The sequence below is a fragment of the Leyella stercorea genome, from assembly GCF_021531355.1.
GTDB lineage: Bacteria > Bacteroidota > Bacteroidia > Bacteroidales > Bacteroidaceae > Prevotella.
Genome location: NZ_JADYTS010000030.1, coordinates 1 through 18,497, shown reverse-complemented (window position 1 = coordinate 18,497; position 18,497 = coordinate 1). Strand labels below are relative to the sequence as shown.

Here is an 18,497-nt window from a genome sequence, read left to right as displayed (position 1 = left end):
GACAAAGTATGAAGAATAATATAATAAGGTGGGCTTGCATGAGTGTCAGCATTGTAGGGGCAGCGTTTCTCGCGGCTTGCTCAGATGATGCCAATCCGCAATACAAGGATGCCAAGTCGACGCCGATGACGTTCGTTGTGAAGCATCCGTCGCAGACACGTGCCACGGAAACCGATTTCGAGATAGGCGACCGCATAGGACTGTATGTGGCAGACACAGAAAAGCCGATGGAGTTGGGAGGCAATCTTGCCAACAACGATGCGCTGACCTACGACGGCGACAAATGGACATCACTCCGTCCCCTCTATTGGGACGACGGCACGTTCAATGTCTATGCTATCTATCCACGCATGGATAAGGTGCTCAGCCTCGACAGTCAGCCTTTCAGTGTGGCTCTCGACCAAAACACCCCGAAGACAGCCACATCGCTTGGCGGCTATGAGGCAAGCGACCTGCTCTTTGCTTCGCAGAAGAGTGTCACAGCGTCGGATTCGCCCGTTGCTCTTTTGTTTCATCACATCATGAGCAAGCTACGCATACGCCTGATAAAGGGCGAGGACTTCGAAGGCGAACTGCCCACCAAAGCCAAGGTGTATATACACAGCACCATAACCTCAGCCACCGTCGACCTACGCCAAGGCATCGTCACGTACAATCCGAATGTGGCACGCCAGAGCATCATAGCCCATCAGGACGACGAAACCAGCTATTCTGCCATCGTCGTGCCGCAGAACATCACAACACGTATGCCATTCATTGAAGTGGAGGTAAACGGTGTGAGCTATTTTTATGAGAGCCGATTCAATTATAAACCTGGTGTGGAAAATCTTGTCAACCTTATCATTTCAAAAGACCCCGAGCAGGTGAAGATAGAAATCGGCGGTGAGATAAAGGACTGGCAATAACACTTTCTGAATGAAGAAAATAACGTATGTATTATCAGCCCTTGTGCTGATTCTTTCCTTGTGGGCAGTGGCTTTGTGGGTGCTGCCCATTGGAAAATATAATAATGTGACTACCGAGACGCGCTACGGCACGAGCGAGGGCATGCAGCTTGTGGAGCAGACCATGACCAACGGCGAACGACAGTATGTGGTAGAGGACGCGCGTGGCAATGAGATGTTTCGCATTCCGCTGCGAGGATGTATGCTCGACACGCAGTTTCGTGGCGGTCGTCTGCGCTTCCGCGAATTGTCGACGGGTCGTGAAGGATATGTCGACATGCAGGGCATAGTGGTCTTTACAGCCACGTCAGCCGATCCGTCGCAATCGGCAATAACTGCGCCGGAGGGGCAGACGTCTGCCATTGACGGTACGGTGGCGGACGTGCATGGTCAGCAACCTGCTGCTAAAGTAAGCCGTAAAGAGGTGAGACTGCCGGCTGTAGACGTGCGCACGATGGCGCACAACAGTCCGTTCTATGCTGAGGCTTCCAAGATAATAAGCGGAAAGCTGGAGGAGACCGACGCCACACGTCGCCGTCAGATACTCAATTACTGCGAGCATCTGCGCACTGCATACACCACGAAGGACATCGACTTCCTACGTCAGGTGTTCAGCAACGACGCGCTCATCATCGTGGGCAACGTAGTACGTCAGTCGAAGGAGGAAGCCAAGGTGGGCGCTGACAGCCGTGTGAGTTACGCCCTCCATACCAAGGCCGACTATCTCTCGCGACTCTCCAAGGTGTTCGGCATGAACAAGAAGGTGGATGTGCGCTTCTCCGACTTCCGCATAATGCGCCATCCTACGAAAGATGGCATCTACGGAGTGTCGCTGCGCCAACGCTACAAGAGCGACCGCTATGCCGACGACGGCTGGCTGTTTCTGCTGTGGGACTTCCGCAACGCCTCTATGCCACTCATCCATGTGCGCACGTGGCAGCCGTCGGCAACTGTAAGTGGTAGTGATGGAGTAATTGAAATTTCCGACTTTAATTTAGAATAATAATATGGAAAGTATAAAGAAGGCATTTGTAAAGTTATGCTTTACGCTACGTAAAGTTACGCTTTGCGTGGTGTATTCTATGATATTGTCGTGTCTGTCGTTGAGCGATGCTAAGGCAGCGGTGGCGACAGTCGCATTGGCTGCGCCCGACAGCACCTTTACGGTGGAGAAATTCCGTCAGTTGCCTACCGACGTGAGCGCTTTCATCGATGCCGTACGCGACCTTAACGGCGAGGCGTGCGCACTGCTTAAGGTAGTGGCACCTGCCGACTTTGCCTTCTCTTCGCCCCTGGGCATTGTCGAACGTCGTGACAAGGTAGGCGAGATTTGGCTTTTCCTACCCAAGGGTACCAAGAGCATAACGCTGAAACATCCTCAATGGGGAGTGCTGCGCGACTATAAGTTCGGCACGAAGCTTGAGAGCCGCATGACCTACGAGATGCGCCTTCGTCTGCCGCAGGCTGCTGTGGTGGAGAAGCATGACACCATAGTATACACCCAGACCATCGTCGATACCGTAACCGTGGCGCCGCCACGACGCATAGTTCAGCTGCACGCCTTCACGTTGCTCACAGCCTCACTCCATACCGACGGACCCTCGTGGGGCGTAATGGCAGCCTTGATGCGTCGTCATGGTGCTTATGTGCATGTGAGCAGCAATCTGCATTCGGCGCCTACGACGATAGGTTCGTGCAATAGCGACGGCTATCGACCCTCTACCAGCAATACTCCTTATTATACCGGACGCACGCAGACTTCTGCGTATGTCCTCACCGTGGGTGGCATACATCGTCTGAATGGCTTGCTCAACATATTCGAAGGCGTGGGCTACGGCAGTAAGACCACCGCATGGCAGCTTGCCGACAGCGAGGGCGGCGGTTGGCTACGCAACGAGGAGTTCAGCCATAAAGGCTTTGCGGCAGAGCTTGGCGTTGTAGCTTCGGTAGGACGATTCAGCTTCAGTGCGTCGGCACTGACCATTGCAGGCAAGCAATGGCAGGGATGTATAGGTGTAGGAATATGCCTTGGAAAGACGGGAATGATAACAAAGCGCAAGTAAAAAAACGTACCGATAATGATTAATCGACTTCTCTATATATTATTGTTGATGGCTGTCGTGACGGTCTGCTCTTGCAGCAGCGACAGTCCGTACAACTTTGAACCTCGCCTCCAGACATTTCCGGCTACGGACATTAGCCGTACGGAAGCCACGCTGTCGGGCAAGTGTGTCAAGGACAAGGGAGTGGACATGCCAAGTCTGTGGTTCAGTTATGGCAATGACGAGAGCATGTCTGAGAGACAGGAAGTATTGGCTGATGCCGACGGCAATGTCAGTATGCGTCTCTCTACGCTCACAGCCGGCACCACCTATTATTATATGCTTCATGGCACCAATGGCTCAGCCTCGCTCTCAGGCGAGATGGTCAGCTTCGCCACGCAGCCCAACGTACGCCCCACGGTGAGCAAGGCAGAAGTGCTGAGTAGCGCTCCTGTCAGTCTTATCGTAGGCTACAGCATCACGGACAATGGCGGCGACCCCGTCACATCCTGCGGTTGCCGTGTGTCGGGCGAAGGCATCGAGGGTGGCGAGAAGACTATCATGCAGAGCGATGAGGCTGACGACAAGGGAATGTACAGTCTGCTTATTGACGGTCTGCAGCCCAACATAACGTATACCATCAAGCCATTTGCCGCCAACAGCATAGGCGAGTCGGAAGGCGAAGCCCTCCAGTTCACCACCTCATCAGCCGTCGTGCTTGGTAAGGCAGGCATCCTTTCCACCCTCCTCGGCGACCAGATATTCAATCTTACAAGTCTTTCTGTGGTAGGCCCGCTCAATGGCGACGATCTGCGCACGCTGCGCATAATGGCAGGACGCGATGAGGAAAACCATCCTACAGCCGGACGTCTTGCCGACCTCGACATCTCGGGAGCAAGCATCGTTGCGGGTGGTGGCGAGTATGGCGAATCACGATTTACAGAGGACGGAGTGATAGGCGTAGGTCTGTTTCGCGCTTGCACAGGTCTGAATACCATCAAGCTGCCGATGGGAGCCGTCAAGATAGAAAAGGAAGCCTTCGAGGGCTGCACCTCTCTGCGCAGCATCACCATCCCAGCTTCGGTAAGCGCCGTAAGTCCATCGGCAGGTTGCACATCGCTGGAGAACATCGACGTGTCGGCAGCCAACACCCACTTCATGAGCAAGGACGGCGTACTCCTGAGCAGTGACAGCAAGCGCATACTCTGGTTCCCGATGGGCAAGAAGGGCGAATACACATTGCCCTCCACCATAGAGAGCGTTGGCGACTATGCCTTCCGCGAAAGCAGCGTGGAGAAATTCGTATTCGCCGACGGACTGACCAAGTTGGGTATGTGCGCCTTCTATAACAGCAAGGTGAAGGAAGTGGTGCTGCCCTCCACCCTTAAGCAGCTGCCTTCCGGATTGTTTCAGAAATGCAGCCACCTTACCACGGTGCGTCTTGGCAAGAAAGTGGACATTATAAACGAATATGTCTTCGACGGTTGTCCGCTCACTGACCTTTACGTCGGTGCTGCGTTGCCACCAGTATGCTATGACAACACATTTGCCAATGTTGCTACCGACTTTCTGAAGACGTGCCGCGTGCATGTGCCGAAAGGCAGAGAGGAGTATTATCGGGCAAAGTCATACTGGGACCAGTTTGAGAATATAATTGATGACATATAAATGAAGTGACTATGAATACACCAGAAATAGAAGAGCTGAAACGACTTGTCGAGGAGCATTACGGCAAGCACCTTACCACGACCACCGACTTTGAGGAGTTCTCGGTGATACTGCGCCTTCGACATGAGATATTCGTGTCGCCTTCGACGTTGAAGCGACTGTACGGCTATGTTAGCGACAGCCATAAGCCGCGCATGCAGACCCTCGACTCTCTGTCGGCATACATAGGACATAAGGACTATGCCTCGTTTCTGCTTTGGCTGAAGAAGAGCTCGTACTATAATTCGTCGTTCTTTGATGCCGGTCAGCTCGTGAGCAGCGACCTTGAACAAGGTGAGCAGATAGAGATAGGATGGGCGCCCAACCGTCTGCTCCGCCTTGAATATCTCGGCGACAGTCTCTATCATGTGCTGGCGGCACAGAACAGTAAGGTGGAGGCGGGCGACCGCTTCGTGACAGGATGTTTTATCAAGGAGCAGCCGTTGTATCTGCCTTACCTTGAGCGCAACGGTGAGCGTACGCCTCCCTTTGTGGCAGGACGCAATGGCGGCCTTTCGATAGTTAGAAAGATAATTTAGACTGATTATGAGTGACAATGAAAACCGACCCACTTCGGGATATGTGGAAAACATAAACAACGAATCGGATTTTGTAGTAGCGCGAGCCGACAGTGGCTTTACTAATATCAGCGAGTGCTATGTGTCGAGGTCGGGCTTCACCCGTCTTTTCACATCCGTACGATATGGCAAGCGCTACATGCTGAAATGCCTGAAGACGGACTTTCTTTACACACCGGTTTATCATCAGGCACTTCTTAAGGAATTCGAGATAGGGCTGCAACTCGACCATCCCAACATATGCCGCACTATAAGTATGGAGCCTGTGGGCGAATTGGGCGAGTGCATAGTCATGGAATATGTGGACGGCGAGACGCTTGAAGCGGCTGTAAAAGGCGTCAACATGACTGAGGAGAAGGCACGCAAGATAGCCGACCAGTTGCTCGACGCTATGGAGTATATGCACGCCAAGCAGACCGTCCATCGCGACATCAAGCCCTCCAACATAATGCTGACTCACCGAGGCGGTGACGTGAAGCTCATCGACTTCGGACTTTCCGACAGCGAAACCTTCTGCGTGCTGAAGATTCCGGCTGGCACATACGGCTATATGGCACCCGAACAGCTCAAGCCAGGTGCCCAGAGCGATCCTCGTGCCGACATCTATTCGTTTGGCAAGGTGTTGGAGTATATGGCTGAGGCTGTACGTAGCAAGCAACTGATGAGGGTAGGGCGGAGGTGCGCTGCAGCCGATCGTGTGCATCGTCCTGCTGACATTGCGCAGGTAAGGCTTCTGATGGCAGACAAGGGCAGGTCGTTAGTCGTGGTGAACGCTCTACTCGTAGCATTGGCATTGGTGCTGATTGTCATCATCGGTGTGATGATGAACGCACGCCAAACCACACCAGCAGACGCTGTAAATAACGATTCTGTTTCTGCTGGAGCTGCCAATAAGGTGATGGATAGTAGTCTTTGGTAAGGCTCGCATCAATTGGTGCGAGCTTTTATTACGATTGGTGTGCAGACTCATAACATTTGGAATGAGCTCTCGTAACGATAGAAAACAAGAAAGACAAATCCTAATTTCTGATTCCAAATAATAATCTGCCGATAACTGCGTTATACATTTATATGCAGTGGACAGACCAGATACGCCGTGTGAAGATAATTCTTGTGCTGGCAGCCGTAGTGATAGCGGTTGTCTCGCTCGTCGTGTCGCACTTCCTCATACGCGACCTTGCCAGTGAGGAGCGTGGCAAGATGGAGGTGTGGGCTGAGGCTATGCGCACACTCAACAATGCCGACGAGAATACCGACATCAATCTTGTGCTGCGTGTGATAAACAGCAATAACACCATTCCCGTAGTTGTGCTCGACCCGCACGGACAGGTACAGGCTTACCGCAACATTGAAATTGAACATTGCAAAAGTTCAGCCGATTCCACCGCTTTTCTTAATGATTTGGGCAAGCAATTGCTTGCCGCCAACCGCAATATCCGCATAACACTCGACGACGACCGAAGCACCGACTATATTGACGTCTGTTACGACGATTCGCTCATGCTGCGCCGCCTGGCGTCATACCCCTATATACAATTAGGTGTAGTTATGCTGTTTGTCGTAATAGCCATATTCGCATTGCTCACGTCGAAACGTGCCGAACAGAACAAGGTGTGGGTGGGACTCTCCAAGGAGACCGCCCATCAACTCGGTACGCCCATATCCAGTCTGATGGCATGGGTGGAGATTCTGCGCGAGACTTATCCCGACGACGAACTGATACCCGAGATGGAGAACGACGTGCAGCGACTGCAACTCATAGCCGACCGCTTCTCGAAGATAGGCTCGCTGCCCGAACCCGTAGATACCGACCTTAAGGAGGTGATGCAGCACGTGGTGGACTATATGGACCGCCGCACGTCGAAGCGCGTGCAGATGATACGCCGCTTCCCCGAGGGCGAGGTGAGGGTGCGGATAAACGCATCGCTATTTGAATGGGTGATAGAGAATCTGTGCAAGAATGCTGTCGACGCCATGGGAGGCGAGGGCACTATAACCATAACCGTGGCGCAAGAAGCAAACAAGACCGTTGTTGAGGTGAGCGACACTGGCAAGGGAATACGCAAGAAGGACTTGCGCAACGTGTTCCGTCCCGGCTTCACCACCAAGAAACGAGGCTGGGGCCTCGGCCTCTCGCTCGCCAAGCGCATTGTGGAGGAATATCACAAAGGACGCATCTGGGTGAAGCATTCTGAGGTAGGAATTGGCACAACATTCCGCGTAGAACTGAAAAAACCTTTAAGAAAGTCAAAAACATTATTGTAAAATTGTCGTATGTCGGAAAATATTCGTAACTTTGCGCACCAAATGTGTAGTTCTGAACTGCTTAGAATAGATTTGAAGGACTTGAAAGAGGGTCAGAGTACCCTTGAATATAGTCTGGGCGACGCTTGGTTTGAGTCACTTGATGAAGACGAAATCAAGCGTGGCAATATTCGTGTGCGTATAAATGTACGCCGCACGGAGAACTATTTTGAGCTTGATTTTCACACCGAAGGCACTGTCGTTATTCCGTGCGACCTGTGTCTGGACGATATGGAACAGCCTATTGAGACGGACGACCGCCTCGTGGTGAAGTTTGGAGAAGAATATTCCGAGGATGATGACCTCATCACTGTCGACGAGCGTGAAGGCATACTCGATGTGGCGTGGTTTATCTACGAATTTATAGCACTCAACATACCCGCTAAGCACGTGCATACACCTGGAAAATGTAACGCGGCGATGATTAAGGTTCTCGAAGAACACTCAGCTACCCGAAGTAGTGGCGAGGATGGAGAGCAGGCGGTAGATCCGCGATGGAATGGATTAGAAAAATTAAAAACAATAATTAAAGATTAAAGAAAAATGGCACATCCTAAAAGAAGACAGTCGAAGACTCGTACACTTAAGAGAAGAACTCATGATAAGGCAGTAGCTCCTACATTGGCAGTATGCCCTAACTGTGGCGCTTACTACGTATACCACACAGTATGCCCTACTTGCGGATACTATCGTGGCAAGGTTGCTATCGTTAAGGAAGTAGCTGAATAATTTCTCACCGTAAAATGGGAAAGATACACGCAGTAATCACCGGCATTGGCGGATACGTGCCCGACTATGTCCTCAACAACGAGGAGCTGTCGCGCATGGTAGACACCAGTGACGAGTGGATTATGACACGTGTCGGCATCAAGGAACGCCACATCCTCACTGAGGAAGGTCTTGGTACAAGCTACATGGCGCGTAAGGCAGCCAAGCAGCTCCTGAAGAAGACCGGTGTCGATCCCGACACAATTGATGCGCTGATTGTAACCACAACAACTCCCGACTACAAGTTCCCCTCGACAGCGTCTATCGTCCTTGGCAAACTTGGACTGAAGAATGCTTTCGCCTTCGACTTTGAGGCTGCATGCTGCGGATTCCTTTATTCGCTCGACGTAGCCGCTACAATGATTGAAAGCGGACGCTACAAGAAGATAATCGTTATCGGTGCCGACAAGATGTCGTCGCTCGTCGACTATCAGGACCGCGCTACTTGCGTACTCTTCGGCGACGGTGCCGGAGCAGTGCTCGTTGAGGCTACTGAGGAGGAAGGTGTTGGCGTGCAGAACTCGTATCTGCGTACCGATGGCAAGGGACTCCCATTCCTTCACATGAAGGCTGGTGGCTCTGTTTGCCCGCCGTCACACTTCACCGTTGCACACCGTTTGCACTATCTCTATCAGGAGGGTCGCACAGTGTTCCGCTATGCTGTTACCGACATGAGCAACGACGTGGCTGAAGTGATGAAGCGCAACGAACTCACTGCCGACGACGTGAAGTGGGTTGTACCGCACGAGGCAAACCTTCGCATCATCGAGGCCGTTACCAAGCGTATCGGTCTGCCTATGGATAAGGTGGTAGTCAACATCGAGCGCTATGGCAACACCAGCGCTGCCACAATACCATTGGCATTGTGGGATAACGAGAAGAACATGAAGAAGGGCGACAACGTCATCTTCACTGCTTTCGGTGCAGGTTTCGTTCACGGAGCCTCGTTCTGCAAGTGGGCTTACGACGGCTCGGAAGTAGCCGGTGCTAAGTAATCAAGAAACATATTATCTCATATATAAAAGCACATCCGACAGTTTTAAGAACTATCGTCGAATGTGCTTTTTTTGTGTCTATTCTGTTAAAAATCATATAATTGCAAATACGCGTCTGCGGATATTCCCGAAAAAACACTAACTTTGTATTTATAGTAAAAAATTATCCCCTATAGAAAAGAATATGCACAAAGCAGGATTTGTAAATATAGTGGGCAATCCTAATGTGGGCAAGTCGACGCTGATGAATCAGCTTGTTGGCGAACGCATCAGTATTGCCACATTCAAGGCGCAGACCACGCGTCACCGCATTATGGGCATTGTCAACGAGGACGATGCCCAGATAGTTTTCTCTGATACTCCCGGTGTGCTGAAGCCCAACTACAAGTTGCAGGAGTCGATGCTCGCCTTCTCGGAGTCGGCATTGCAGGATGCCGATGTGTTGCTCTATGTGACTGACGTTGTGGAGAATCCAGAGAAGAACATGGACTTTCTTGATAAGGTGAAGAAGATGACTATTCCGGTGCTTCTGCTCATCAACAAGATTGACCAGAGCGACCAGAAGACACTCGGCGACACCGTTGAGAAGTGGCACACGCTGCTGCCCAATGCCGAGATTCTTCCCATATCTGCCAAGAACAAGTTTGGCGTCGACATGCTCATGCGCCGCATCAAGGAGCTTCTGCCCGACTCACCTCCTTTCTTCGACAAGGACCAGCTGACCGACAAACCAGCCCGTTTCTTCGTGTCGGAGATAATCCGCGAGAAGATTCTGCTCTACTACGACAAGGAGATTCCTTACTCGGTAGAGGTTAAGGTGGAGTCGTTTAAGGAGACCGAGCGCAACATCGACATACACGCCGTGATATACGTGGAGCGCGACTCGCAGAAGGGCATCATCATCGGACATCAAGGCGTGGCGCTGAAGAAGATGTCGACCGAGGCACGCAAGTCGCTCGAGAAGTTCTTCGGCAAGAGCGTCTATCTGCACACCTTTGTAAAGGTGGACAAGGACTGGCGCAGCTCAAAGCGCGAACTCGACAACTTCGGATATAACCCGGAATAAGAGTTTTGAATTTTGAATTTTGAATTTTGAATTGTGCGCTTCGCGCATTTTGAATTTATGAATTTTGAATTGAGATTTATGAGTTACGAATTCATAATTCAAAATTGAACAACTCAAAATCGGCATAGCCGACAATTCAAAACTCAAAATTCAAAATTCAAAACTCAACATTGCGGCTACGCCGCTTCCCCCTGAATAGCAAAGAGGGGATACTCTCGTCAGAATGGCGAGGGCCGGAGTGGGTCAGCTTCGGAAAATCATTAACAAGGATGCAGAGACCACATCCTACAAGCCTCCGTGAGATGCGGAGGAAAGAATTGACTAAAAATTATGGCAAATTTAGTAGCAATAGTGGGACGCCCAAATGTGGGTAAGTCGACACTGTTCAACCGCCTGACCAAGACACGTCAGGCTATCGTTAGCGACACAGCCGGCACTACACGCGACCGCCAGTATGGCAAGTGCGAGTGGAACGGCCGCGAGTTTTCTGTTGTAGACACCGGTGGATGGGTGGTAAAGAGCGACGACATCTTTGAGGATGCCATTCGCAAGCAGGTTATCGTTGCCACAGAGGAGGCCGACCTCGTGCTCTTCCTCGTCGACGTACAGACCGGACTGACCGACTGGGACCAGGACGTGGCAACAATCCTTCGCCGCACCAAGCTCCCCGTAATCCTCGTGGCTAACAAGACCGACAACAACGACCAGATTTACGACGCTGCTGAATTCTACGCTCTTGGACTTGGCGAGCCACAGTGCATCTCATCGGCTACAGGTAGCGGCACCGGCGACTTGCTCGACCTCGTGCTGTCGAAGCTGAAGCCCGATACCAAGGAAGAGGTAGAGGATGGTATTCCTCGTTTTGCTGTTGTAGGTCGTCCTAACGCAGGCAAAAGCTCAATCATCAACGCCTTCATCGGCGAGGACCGCAACATCGTAACCGAGATTGCCGGTACTACACGTGACTCGATATACACCCGTTTCGACAAGTTCGGTTTCGACTTCTATCTTGTCGATACTGCCGGTATACGTCGTAAGAACAAGGTGTCGGAAGATCTGGAGTTCTATTCGGTAATGCGTTCGATACGTGCCATTGAGAATTCGGACGTGTGCATACTTATGCTCGACGCTACACGCGGCATCGAGGCACAGGATATGAACATCTTCCAGCTCATTCAGCGCAACAACAAGTCGCTTGTGGTTGTGGTGAACAAGTGGGACCTTGTGGAGAACAAGGACCAGGCTGTCATCAAGACATTCGAGAACGCCATACGCAACCGCATGGCTCCGTTTGTCGACTTCCCAATCATCTTCGCTTCGGCTCTGACCAAGCAGCGCATCTACAAGGTGCTCGAAACAGCCAAGCAGGTATACCTGAACCGTAAGGCACATGTGGGTACATCAAAGCTCAATGAGGTGATGCTTCCTCTGATTGAGGCTTATCCGCCACCATCAATCAAGGGCAAGTACATCAAGATCAAGTACTGCACACAGTTGCCCAACACGCAGATTCCGTCGTTCGTGTTCTACGCCAACCTGCCACAGTACATCAAGGAGCCGTATCGCCGTTTCTTGGAGAACAAGATTCGCGACAACTGGTCGATGCACGGATGTCCAATCAACGTATTCATACGTCAGAAATAATAGACAGATATCATTAGGAGGGTATGGCAGGAATGTCATATCCTCTTTTTTTATCATAAATCATAAAGAACATGCGAAACATTTTATATGTAGTCCTGGCGCTGGTGGTTCTTGCTGTCGCTTCATGTGGCAAGACCGAGGTGCAGAATCCTAACGAACTGGCGGTGCGTGCTGCCAAGGTGTATTACGACTATCTTATAGCCGGCAATTATGAGGCTTATGTCGACGGATTCTATCGTCCCGACAGCATCCCCGGCAGTTATCGCGAACAGCTGATAGTCAACGCCAAGCAGTATGTGGGGCAGATAAAGGACGACCACAGCGGACTCGCGGCTGTGCATGCCGTGAGCGCCAAGACCGACACTGCCCGCCATGTGGGCCGCGCCTTTCTTATGCTCTGCTTTGGCGACAGCACCAAGGAGGAGATTGTAGTGCCAATGGTGTTGCATGGCGGCAATTGGTATATGAAGTGAAAATGAGTCTTGGTTATGACGTTATTGGTTGACGATTGTCTGTTTTTTCTTTTGCGCTTTCGCTCATTTACATTAACTTTGCATAACTGTACAGCTAAAGTTATTTCATGAACAACATATCTGAACTTTTGGACCAAATAAGCAGTCCCGACGATTTGCGACGTCTCAGTGTGGCCCAGTTGCCCGAACTTTGCGCCGAATTGCGTCGTGACATTGTCGACGAGTTGTCGGTCAATCCCGGACACCTTGCTTCGTCGCTCGGCGTTGTCGAGCTGACGGTGGCTTTGCACTATGTGTTCAGCACACCGTACGACCGCATTGTGTGGGATGTCGGCCACCAGGCTTATGGTCATAAGATACTAACCGGTCGTAAAGACACGTTCTGCACCAACCGCAAACTTCACGGCATACGCCCATTCCCGACTCCGATGGAGAGCGAGTACGACACATTCACGTGTGGACACGCATCCAATTCCATTTCGGCAGCGCTCGGTATGGCTGTCGCTGCCCGTAAGACGGGTCACGACGACCGCCATGTGGTGGCAGTAATAGGCGATGGTGCTATGTCGGGTGGACTCGCTTTCGAGGGACTCAACAACGTGTCGTCGTCGCCCAACGACCTGCTTATCGTGCTCAACGACAACGATATGAGCATCGACCGTGCTGTTGGTGGTATGGAGAAGTATCTTCTTAATCTCGACACCAACGCTACGTACAACCGCTTGCGCGACAAGGCGTCGAAGTGGTTGCACTCCATGGGCTACCTCAACGACGACCGTCGCAAGGGCATCATACGCCTTAACAACGCCCTGAAGTCGGCGCTCTCGCATCAGCAGAATGTCTTTGAGGGTATGAACATACGCTACTTCGGACCTTTCGACGGCAATGATGTGTGCGAGACCGTGCGCATACTCGAACAGCTGAAGAATATGCGTGGACCGAAACTGCTCCACCTTCACACCGTAAAGGGCAAGGGCTATGAACCCGCCGAGCGCGAGGCTACCGTATGGCATGCTCCCGGCAAGTTCGACCCCGAGACCGGTGAGCGCATTCCCGACACTGCCGACCCATATCCATTGAAGTATCAGGAGGTGTTCGGACGTACACTGCTGGAATTGGCTGAGACCAATCCCAACATCGTTGGCGTCACGCCAGCCATGCCTACGGGTTGTTCGATGGACATAATGATGCACGCTATGCCCGACCGTGTGTTTGACGTAGGCATAGCCGAGGGCCATGCCGCCACGTTTGCAGCGGGTATGGCAAAGGACGGATTGATGCCGTTCTGCAACATATACAGTGCCTTCGCACAGCGTGCTTACGACAACATTATACACGATGCCGCCATACTCAACCTTCCGGTGGTGTTCTGTCTCGACCGTGCCGGACTTGTAGGCGAGGACGGACCTACGCATCACGGAGTGTTCGACATAGCCGCCCTACGTCCGGTGCCCAACCTCACGCTGTGCTCGCCGATGGACGAGTGTGAGCTGCGCCGGATGATGTACACGGCACAGTTGCCTGGTATGGGCACGGTGGTGATACGTTATCCGCGTGGCAAGGGAGTGAAGCGTGACGACTGGCATTGCGAGCTGGAAGCCATTCCGGTAGGCAAGGCACGTCAGGTGAGCGATGGCAGCGACGTGGCAGTGTTGAGCTACGGTCCGTTGGGCAACGATGTACAGACCGTCATAAGCCAGTTGCGCGAAGAAGGCAATTCGCTCAGTGTGGCACACTACGATATGCGTTTCTGCAAACCGCTTGATACAGAAGTGCTTGAAAGCGTTTCGCAGCGCTTCAGCCGTATCGTTACCGTTGAGGACGGACAGCTTGCAGGTGGATTCGGTTCGGCTGTGCTCGAATGGTTGAGCGACAATGGCAAGACCACGACAGTGCGCCGTGTTGGACTGCCCGACCGATTTATCGAACACGGCACAGTAAGCGAATTGCGACATATCGCCGGCACCGACATTGAGTCGATAAAGCGAGCAATCATCAACAACTAAATATATCATCACCCCAACAATTCATTATGAAGATAATTATAGCCGGCGCATACGCCATCGGTACGCATCTTGCGCGTCTGCTCTCGCGCGACCACGACGACATTGTTGTCATGGACAGCGATGAGGAGCGACTCTCGCATATAGGCTCAGATGTCGACATCCTCACAATGGAGGCATCGTCTACAAGTGTCAAGGCACTGACAACGGCAGGAGCCGAAAATGCCGATTTGTTTATCGCCGTAACGCCCGACGAAAGCCAGAACATGGCGTCGTGCGTGCTTGCCAAGGCTCTTGGCACAAAAAAGACAGTGGCAAAGATTGACAACTCAGAATATATCGAACCCGAGCTGAAGGAGTTCTTTGCCGGATTGGGCGTAAGTTCAATCATCTATCCTGAGATGCTTGCAGCCATTGACATCAACAACGGACTCAAGATGTCGTGGGTGCGCCAGCGTTGGGACGTTCACGGTGGAGCACTCGTCATGCTTGGCGTCAAGCTGCGCGAGTCGTGCACCATTCTCGACCGCCCCATGCGCGACATTTGCGGACCGGAAGACCCGTATCACATAGTAGCCATCAAGCGTCAGGGTGAGACCATCATTCCTGGTGGTAACGACTGTCTGCAGATGTACGACATGGCTTACTTCATGACCACCCGCCAGTTTATACCCTACATACGCAAGATAGTAGGCAAGGAGTATTATGTCGACGTGAAGAACGTGATGATAATGGGCGGTGGAGCTACGGCTGTACGCACCGTGAAGACCATGCCGAGCTATATGGACGTGAAGATTATCGAGGCTGACGAGCAGCGCTGCGAGCGTCTTAACTCTATACTTGAAAACGACAAGGCACTTGTCATCAACGGCGACGGACGTGACCTCTCGCTTCTAATTGAAGAGGGCATAAAGAACACTCAGGCTTTTGTGGCGCTGACCGGCAATGCCGAGACCAATATCCTCGCTTGTCTTACAGCCAAGCGAATGGGTGTGCGCAAGACGGTGGCAATGGTAGAGAACATCGACTACGTAAGCATGGCAGAGAGTCTGGACATCGGTACCATCATCAACAAGAAGTCGATAGCAGCCAGCCATATCTATCAGATGATGCTCGATGCCAACGTTCACAACGTGCGTTTCCTCATGACTGCCAATGCCGACGTCGCAGAGTTCATCCCGTCGGAAGGTTCGAAGGTTACACAAAAGCCCGTTAAGGACCTCGGACTGCCCAAGGGAATGACCATAGGCGGACTGGTGCGCGACGGTCAGGGACTGCTCGTGTCGGGTAACACATTGATTCATCCGGGCGATTCAGTTATGGTGTTCTGCCATAGCGTCAACATGAAGAAGATTGAAAAGTTCTTCCTATGATAAATCTAAAGCTTATATATAAGATTATAGGGTCGTTGCTCTTCATCGAGGCTATGATGCTGTTGTTGTGTCTTGGCGTTTCGGTGTATTATCACGAAGACGACCTTATGGCTTTTGCATTGTCTGTAGCAATATCGGCTGGTACCGGACTGGTGCTGCGCTTGATAGCCCGCAACTGCGACAACACCCTCTCTCGACGCGATGCCTATCTTGTGGTGACGCTCACGTGGACTGTATTCTCGCTGTTCGGAACGCTGCCGTTTCTCTTAGGCGGCTATCTGCACTCGTTCACCGATGCCTTCTTCGAGACGATGTCGGGATTCACCACTACCGGTGCCACGATAATAGACGATGTCGATGTCTTGCCGCACGGCATTTTGTTTTGGCGTTCGTTCACGCAGTGGCTTGGCGGACTTGGTATTGTATTCTTCACAATAGCCCTTCTGCCTTCGCTTGTGGGCGGAAGTGTGAAGGTGTTTGCCGCTGAGGCCACCGGACCTATCAAGACCAAGCTCCACCCACGCCTCAGTACCAACGCCAAGTGGATATGGGTGGTATACATCTGTATCACCGTGTTGTGCATGTTGGCTATGTGGTGTGCCGGTATGGACTTGTTCAGCAGTGTCAACTACAGCTTCACCACGGCTGCTACGGGTGGATTTGCCACCCATAACGACTACAGTTATCTCACTCCTGTAGTGCAATACATTGTCATCTTCTTCTGTTTTGTATCGGGCATCAACTTCACGATGCTCTATATTTCCGTGTCGCAACGCAAGCCCAGCACGCTTCTGAAGAGTGCTGAGTGCCGATTCTATCTGTTTGTGGTGCTTGCTTTCGCTGGCTTTATAGCGTTTGAGTTGATGTGGAAGAACGGTTATGAGTTTGAACCGGCAGTTCGAAGTGCCTTGTTCCAGGTGGTGTCGTTCATCACCACAACGGGTTTGCTTTCCGACGACCCTGCCGTATGGCCCCACGTTACATGGGTGGTATTGGCAATTTGTATGTTCTTCGGAGCGTGTTCGGGTTCTACGAGCGGTGGATTCAAGTGCATACGCTGCGTCATGCTGTTGAAGATCATTAAGAACGAGTTCCGACAGATGCTGCATCCCAACGCCGTGTTGCCCATGCGTGTCGACGGCACCAACGTTCCTTCGTCGAAGCGTGTGACGCTGCTCGCTTTCCTTTCGACTTATCTCATTCTGTGCCTGTTCTGCTCGTTCTCGATGATAGCGATGGGTATAGACAACACCAACGCCATTACCATCACGCTAAGTGCGCTGGGCAACGTTGGTCCGACGCTCGGTACGGAGATTGGTCCGACAATGTCGTGGAGCGAACTGCCTATAGCAGCCAAATGGATATGCTCGGTGCTGATGCTCATCGGACGTCTTGAGATATTCAGTGTGCTCGTAATATTCACACCGCAATTCTGGAAGGAGAATTAGAATTAGGAATTTTGAGTTTTGAGTTTTGAATTGTTCTCGGCTTACGCCTGCGATTTTGAATTTCTGAATTTTGAATTTCTGAATTTTGAATTGGGCGTTTTAAGTTTTGAATTATAACATTTACTAAATACAACTATTATGGAACCAATGAAGTTTAACGCGCTGCTCAAGTCGACGATTTGGGGTGGCGAGAAGATTATCCCTTTCAAGCATCTTAATGTGCAGCAGGAGAATGTAGGCGAGAGCTGGGAGATTTCTGGCGTGCCAGGCAATGAGACTGTAGTAGCCAATGGCGAGTTCGCTGGCAAGAAGCTCAACGAGGTTGTTGCCGAACAGAAGGAGAAACTTGTAGGTAAGGAGAACTACGAGCGCTTCGGCAATGAGTTCCCGTTGCTCATTAAGTTTATCGATGCACGTCAGGACCTCTCTATTCAGGTTCATCCTACCGACGAGATTGCCAAGCGTCAGGGCAAGGAGCGTGGCAAGACCGAGATGTGGTATTTGCTCGACTCTGACAAGGACGCTACATTGCTGTGTGGTCTGAAGCAGCAGATCACACCGACACAGTATGCCGAGATGGTTGCCAACGACACCATTTGCGATGCCATTGCACGCTATGACGTGAAGGAGGGCGACTGCTTCTTCCTCCCTGCCGGACGTATTCACGCTATCGGTACCGGCTGTTTCCTCGCCGAGATTCAGCAGACCAGCGACGTGACATACCGCATCTACGACTTCAAGCGCAAGGACAAGGACGGCAACTATCGTGAGTTGCACACCAAGCAGGCTGCCGAGTGCATCAACTATAATGTTGAGGACAACTATCGCACCGAGTATACTCCGCAGAAGAACCAGGGTGTGAGCCTCGTTCAGTGTCCTTACTTCTGCACAGCTGTCTACGATCTCGATGAGCCGATGACTCTCGACTACTCTGAGCTCGACAGCTTTGTTATACTCATCGGCCTTAAGGGTGAGGCTACTATCACCGACAACGAAGGCAACACTGTCACTCTGAGCGCCGGCGAGAGCATGCTCGTACCTGCTACAACCGAGACTCTGAAGATTGAGGGAACGCTGAAGTTCCTGGAGACTTACGTGTAAGACAGCACAAGTACATCCCCGCAAAGCCCCATCCCCGCAAAGCCCTACCCC

At 51.7% G+C, this 18,497-nt stretch carries 17 protein-coding genes; all 17 read left to right on the top strand.

All coding sequences use genetic code 11. The features are described 5' to 3' along the window. The first annotated feature begins 8 nt into the window (after nt 1–8). The 17 genes from I6E38_RS08050 (at nt 9) to I6E38_RS07970 (ending at nt 18,446) form a co-directional block, all read left to right on the top strand. Complete coding sequence (locus I6E38_RS08050) at nt 9–905, top strand: fimbrillin family protein (RefSeq protein WP_235393482.1); 897 nt, start codon at nt 9–11, stop codon at nt 903–905. Between the two features lie 10 nt (nt 906–915). Then, nucleotides 916–1,947: a hypothetical protein gene (locus tag I6E38_RS08045; protein WP_235393481.1), complete on the top strand. Its 1,032-nt coding sequence runs from the start codon at nt 916–918 to the stop codon at nt 1,945–1,947. A 4-nt stretch (nt 1,948–1,951) separates the two neighbouring features. Beyond that, nucleotides 1,952–3,007, top strand: a complete 1,056-nt coding sequence (locus tag I6E38_RS08040) for a hypothetical protein (protein ID WP_235393480.1) — start codon at nt 1,952–1,954, stop codon at nt 3,005–3,007. Nucleotides 3,008–3,022: 15 nt separating this feature from the next. Beyond that, a complete protein-coding gene (locus I6E38_RS08035) occupies nt 3,023–4,654 on the top strand; it encodes a leucine-rich repeat domain-containing protein (protein WP_235393479.1) in 1,632 nt (543 codons plus the stop codon). 11 nt (nt 4,655–4,665) lie between these two features. Then, nucleotides 4,666–5,232: a hypothetical protein gene (locus tag I6E38_RS08030; RefSeq protein ID WP_235393478.1), complete on the top strand. Its 567-nt coding sequence runs from the start codon at nt 4,666–4,668 to the stop codon at nt 5,230–5,232. A 7-nt stretch (nt 5,233–5,239) separates the two neighbouring features. Further along, nucleotides 5,240–6,190 (top strand): serine/threonine-protein kinase, encoded by a 951-nt coding sequence (locus I6E38_RS08025; protein ID WP_235393477.1) that lies wholly within the window; start codon nt 5,240–5,242, stop codon nt 6,188–6,190. A gap of 152 nt (nt 6,191–6,342) precedes the next feature. Further along, nucleotides 6,343–7,536, top strand: a complete 1,194-nt coding sequence (locus tag I6E38_RS08020) for a sensor histidine kinase (RefSeq protein WP_235393476.1) — start codon at nt 6,343–6,345, stop codon at nt 7,534–7,536. Nucleotides 7,537–7,578: 42 nt separating this feature from the next. After that, entirely contained in the window at nt 7,579–8,112 is a 534-nt protein-coding gene (locus I6E38_RS08015; RefSeq protein ID WP_235393475.1) for a YceD family protein, read from the top strand. Nucleotides 8,113–8,118: 6 nt separating this feature from the next. Continuing rightward, nucleotides 8,119–8,304, top strand: coding sequence for a 50S ribosomal protein L32 (gene rpmF, locus I6E38_RS08010; protein WP_021993472.1), 186 nt, complete (start codon nt 8,119–8,121; stop codon nt 8,302–8,304). A 14-nt stretch (nt 8,305–8,318) separates the two neighbouring features. Further along, the gene (locus I6E38_RS08005; protein WP_235393474.1) at nt 8,319–9,338 is read left to right on the top strand and encodes a beta-ketoacyl-ACP synthase III; all 1,020 of its coding nucleotides are present in this window, start codon (nt 8,319–8,321) and stop codon (nt 9,336–9,338) included. A gap of 184 nt (nt 9,339–9,522) precedes the next feature. Further along, nucleotides 9,523–10,404, top strand: coding sequence for a GTPase Era (gene era / locus I6E38_RS08000; RefSeq protein WP_235393473.1), 882 nt, complete (start codon nt 9,523–9,525; stop codon nt 10,402–10,404). 330 nt (nt 10,405–10,734) lie between these two features. Continuing rightward, nucleotides 10,735–12,048: a ribosome biogenesis GTPase Der gene (der, locus tag I6E38_RS07995; RefSeq protein ID WP_235393472.1), complete on the top strand. Its 1,314-nt coding sequence runs from the start codon at nt 10,735–10,737 to the stop codon at nt 12,046–12,048. A gap of 71 nt (nt 12,049–12,119) precedes the next feature. Further along, the gene (locus I6E38_RS07990; protein WP_235393471.1) at nt 12,120–12,521 is read left to right on the top strand and encodes a hypothetical protein; all 402 of its coding nucleotides are present in this window, start codon (nt 12,120–12,122) and stop codon (nt 12,519–12,521) included. Nucleotides 12,522–12,628: 107 nt separating this feature from the next. Beyond that, entirely contained in the window at nt 12,629–14,527 is a 1,899-nt protein-coding gene (dxs, locus tag I6E38_RS07985) for a 1-deoxy-D-xylulose-5-phosphate synthase (protein ID WP_235393470.1), read from the top strand. Nucleotides 14,528–14,553: 26 nt separating this feature from the next. Then, nucleotides 14,554–15,897 carry a Trk system potassium transporter TrkA gene (trkA, locus tag I6E38_RS07980; protein ID WP_235393469.1) on the top strand — a complete coding sequence of 448 codons (1,344 nt, stop codon included), beginning with the start codon at nt 14,554–14,556 and terminating at the stop codon, nt 15,895–15,897. After that, nucleotides 15,894–17,345, top strand: a complete 1,452-nt coding sequence (locus I6E38_RS07975; protein WP_235393468.1) for a TrkH family potassium uptake protein — start codon at nt 15,894–15,896, stop codon at nt 17,343–17,345. Before trkA ends, I6E38_RS07975 begins: the two co-directional genes overlap by 4 nt. Before the next feature lie 138 nt (nt 17,346–17,483). Beyond that, a complete protein-coding gene (locus I6E38_RS07970; protein ID WP_235393467.1) occupies nt 17,484–18,446 on the top strand; it encodes a type I phosphomannose isomerase catalytic subunit in 963 nt (320 codons plus the stop codon). The last annotated feature ends 51 nt before the right edge of the window (nt 18,447–18,497 follow it).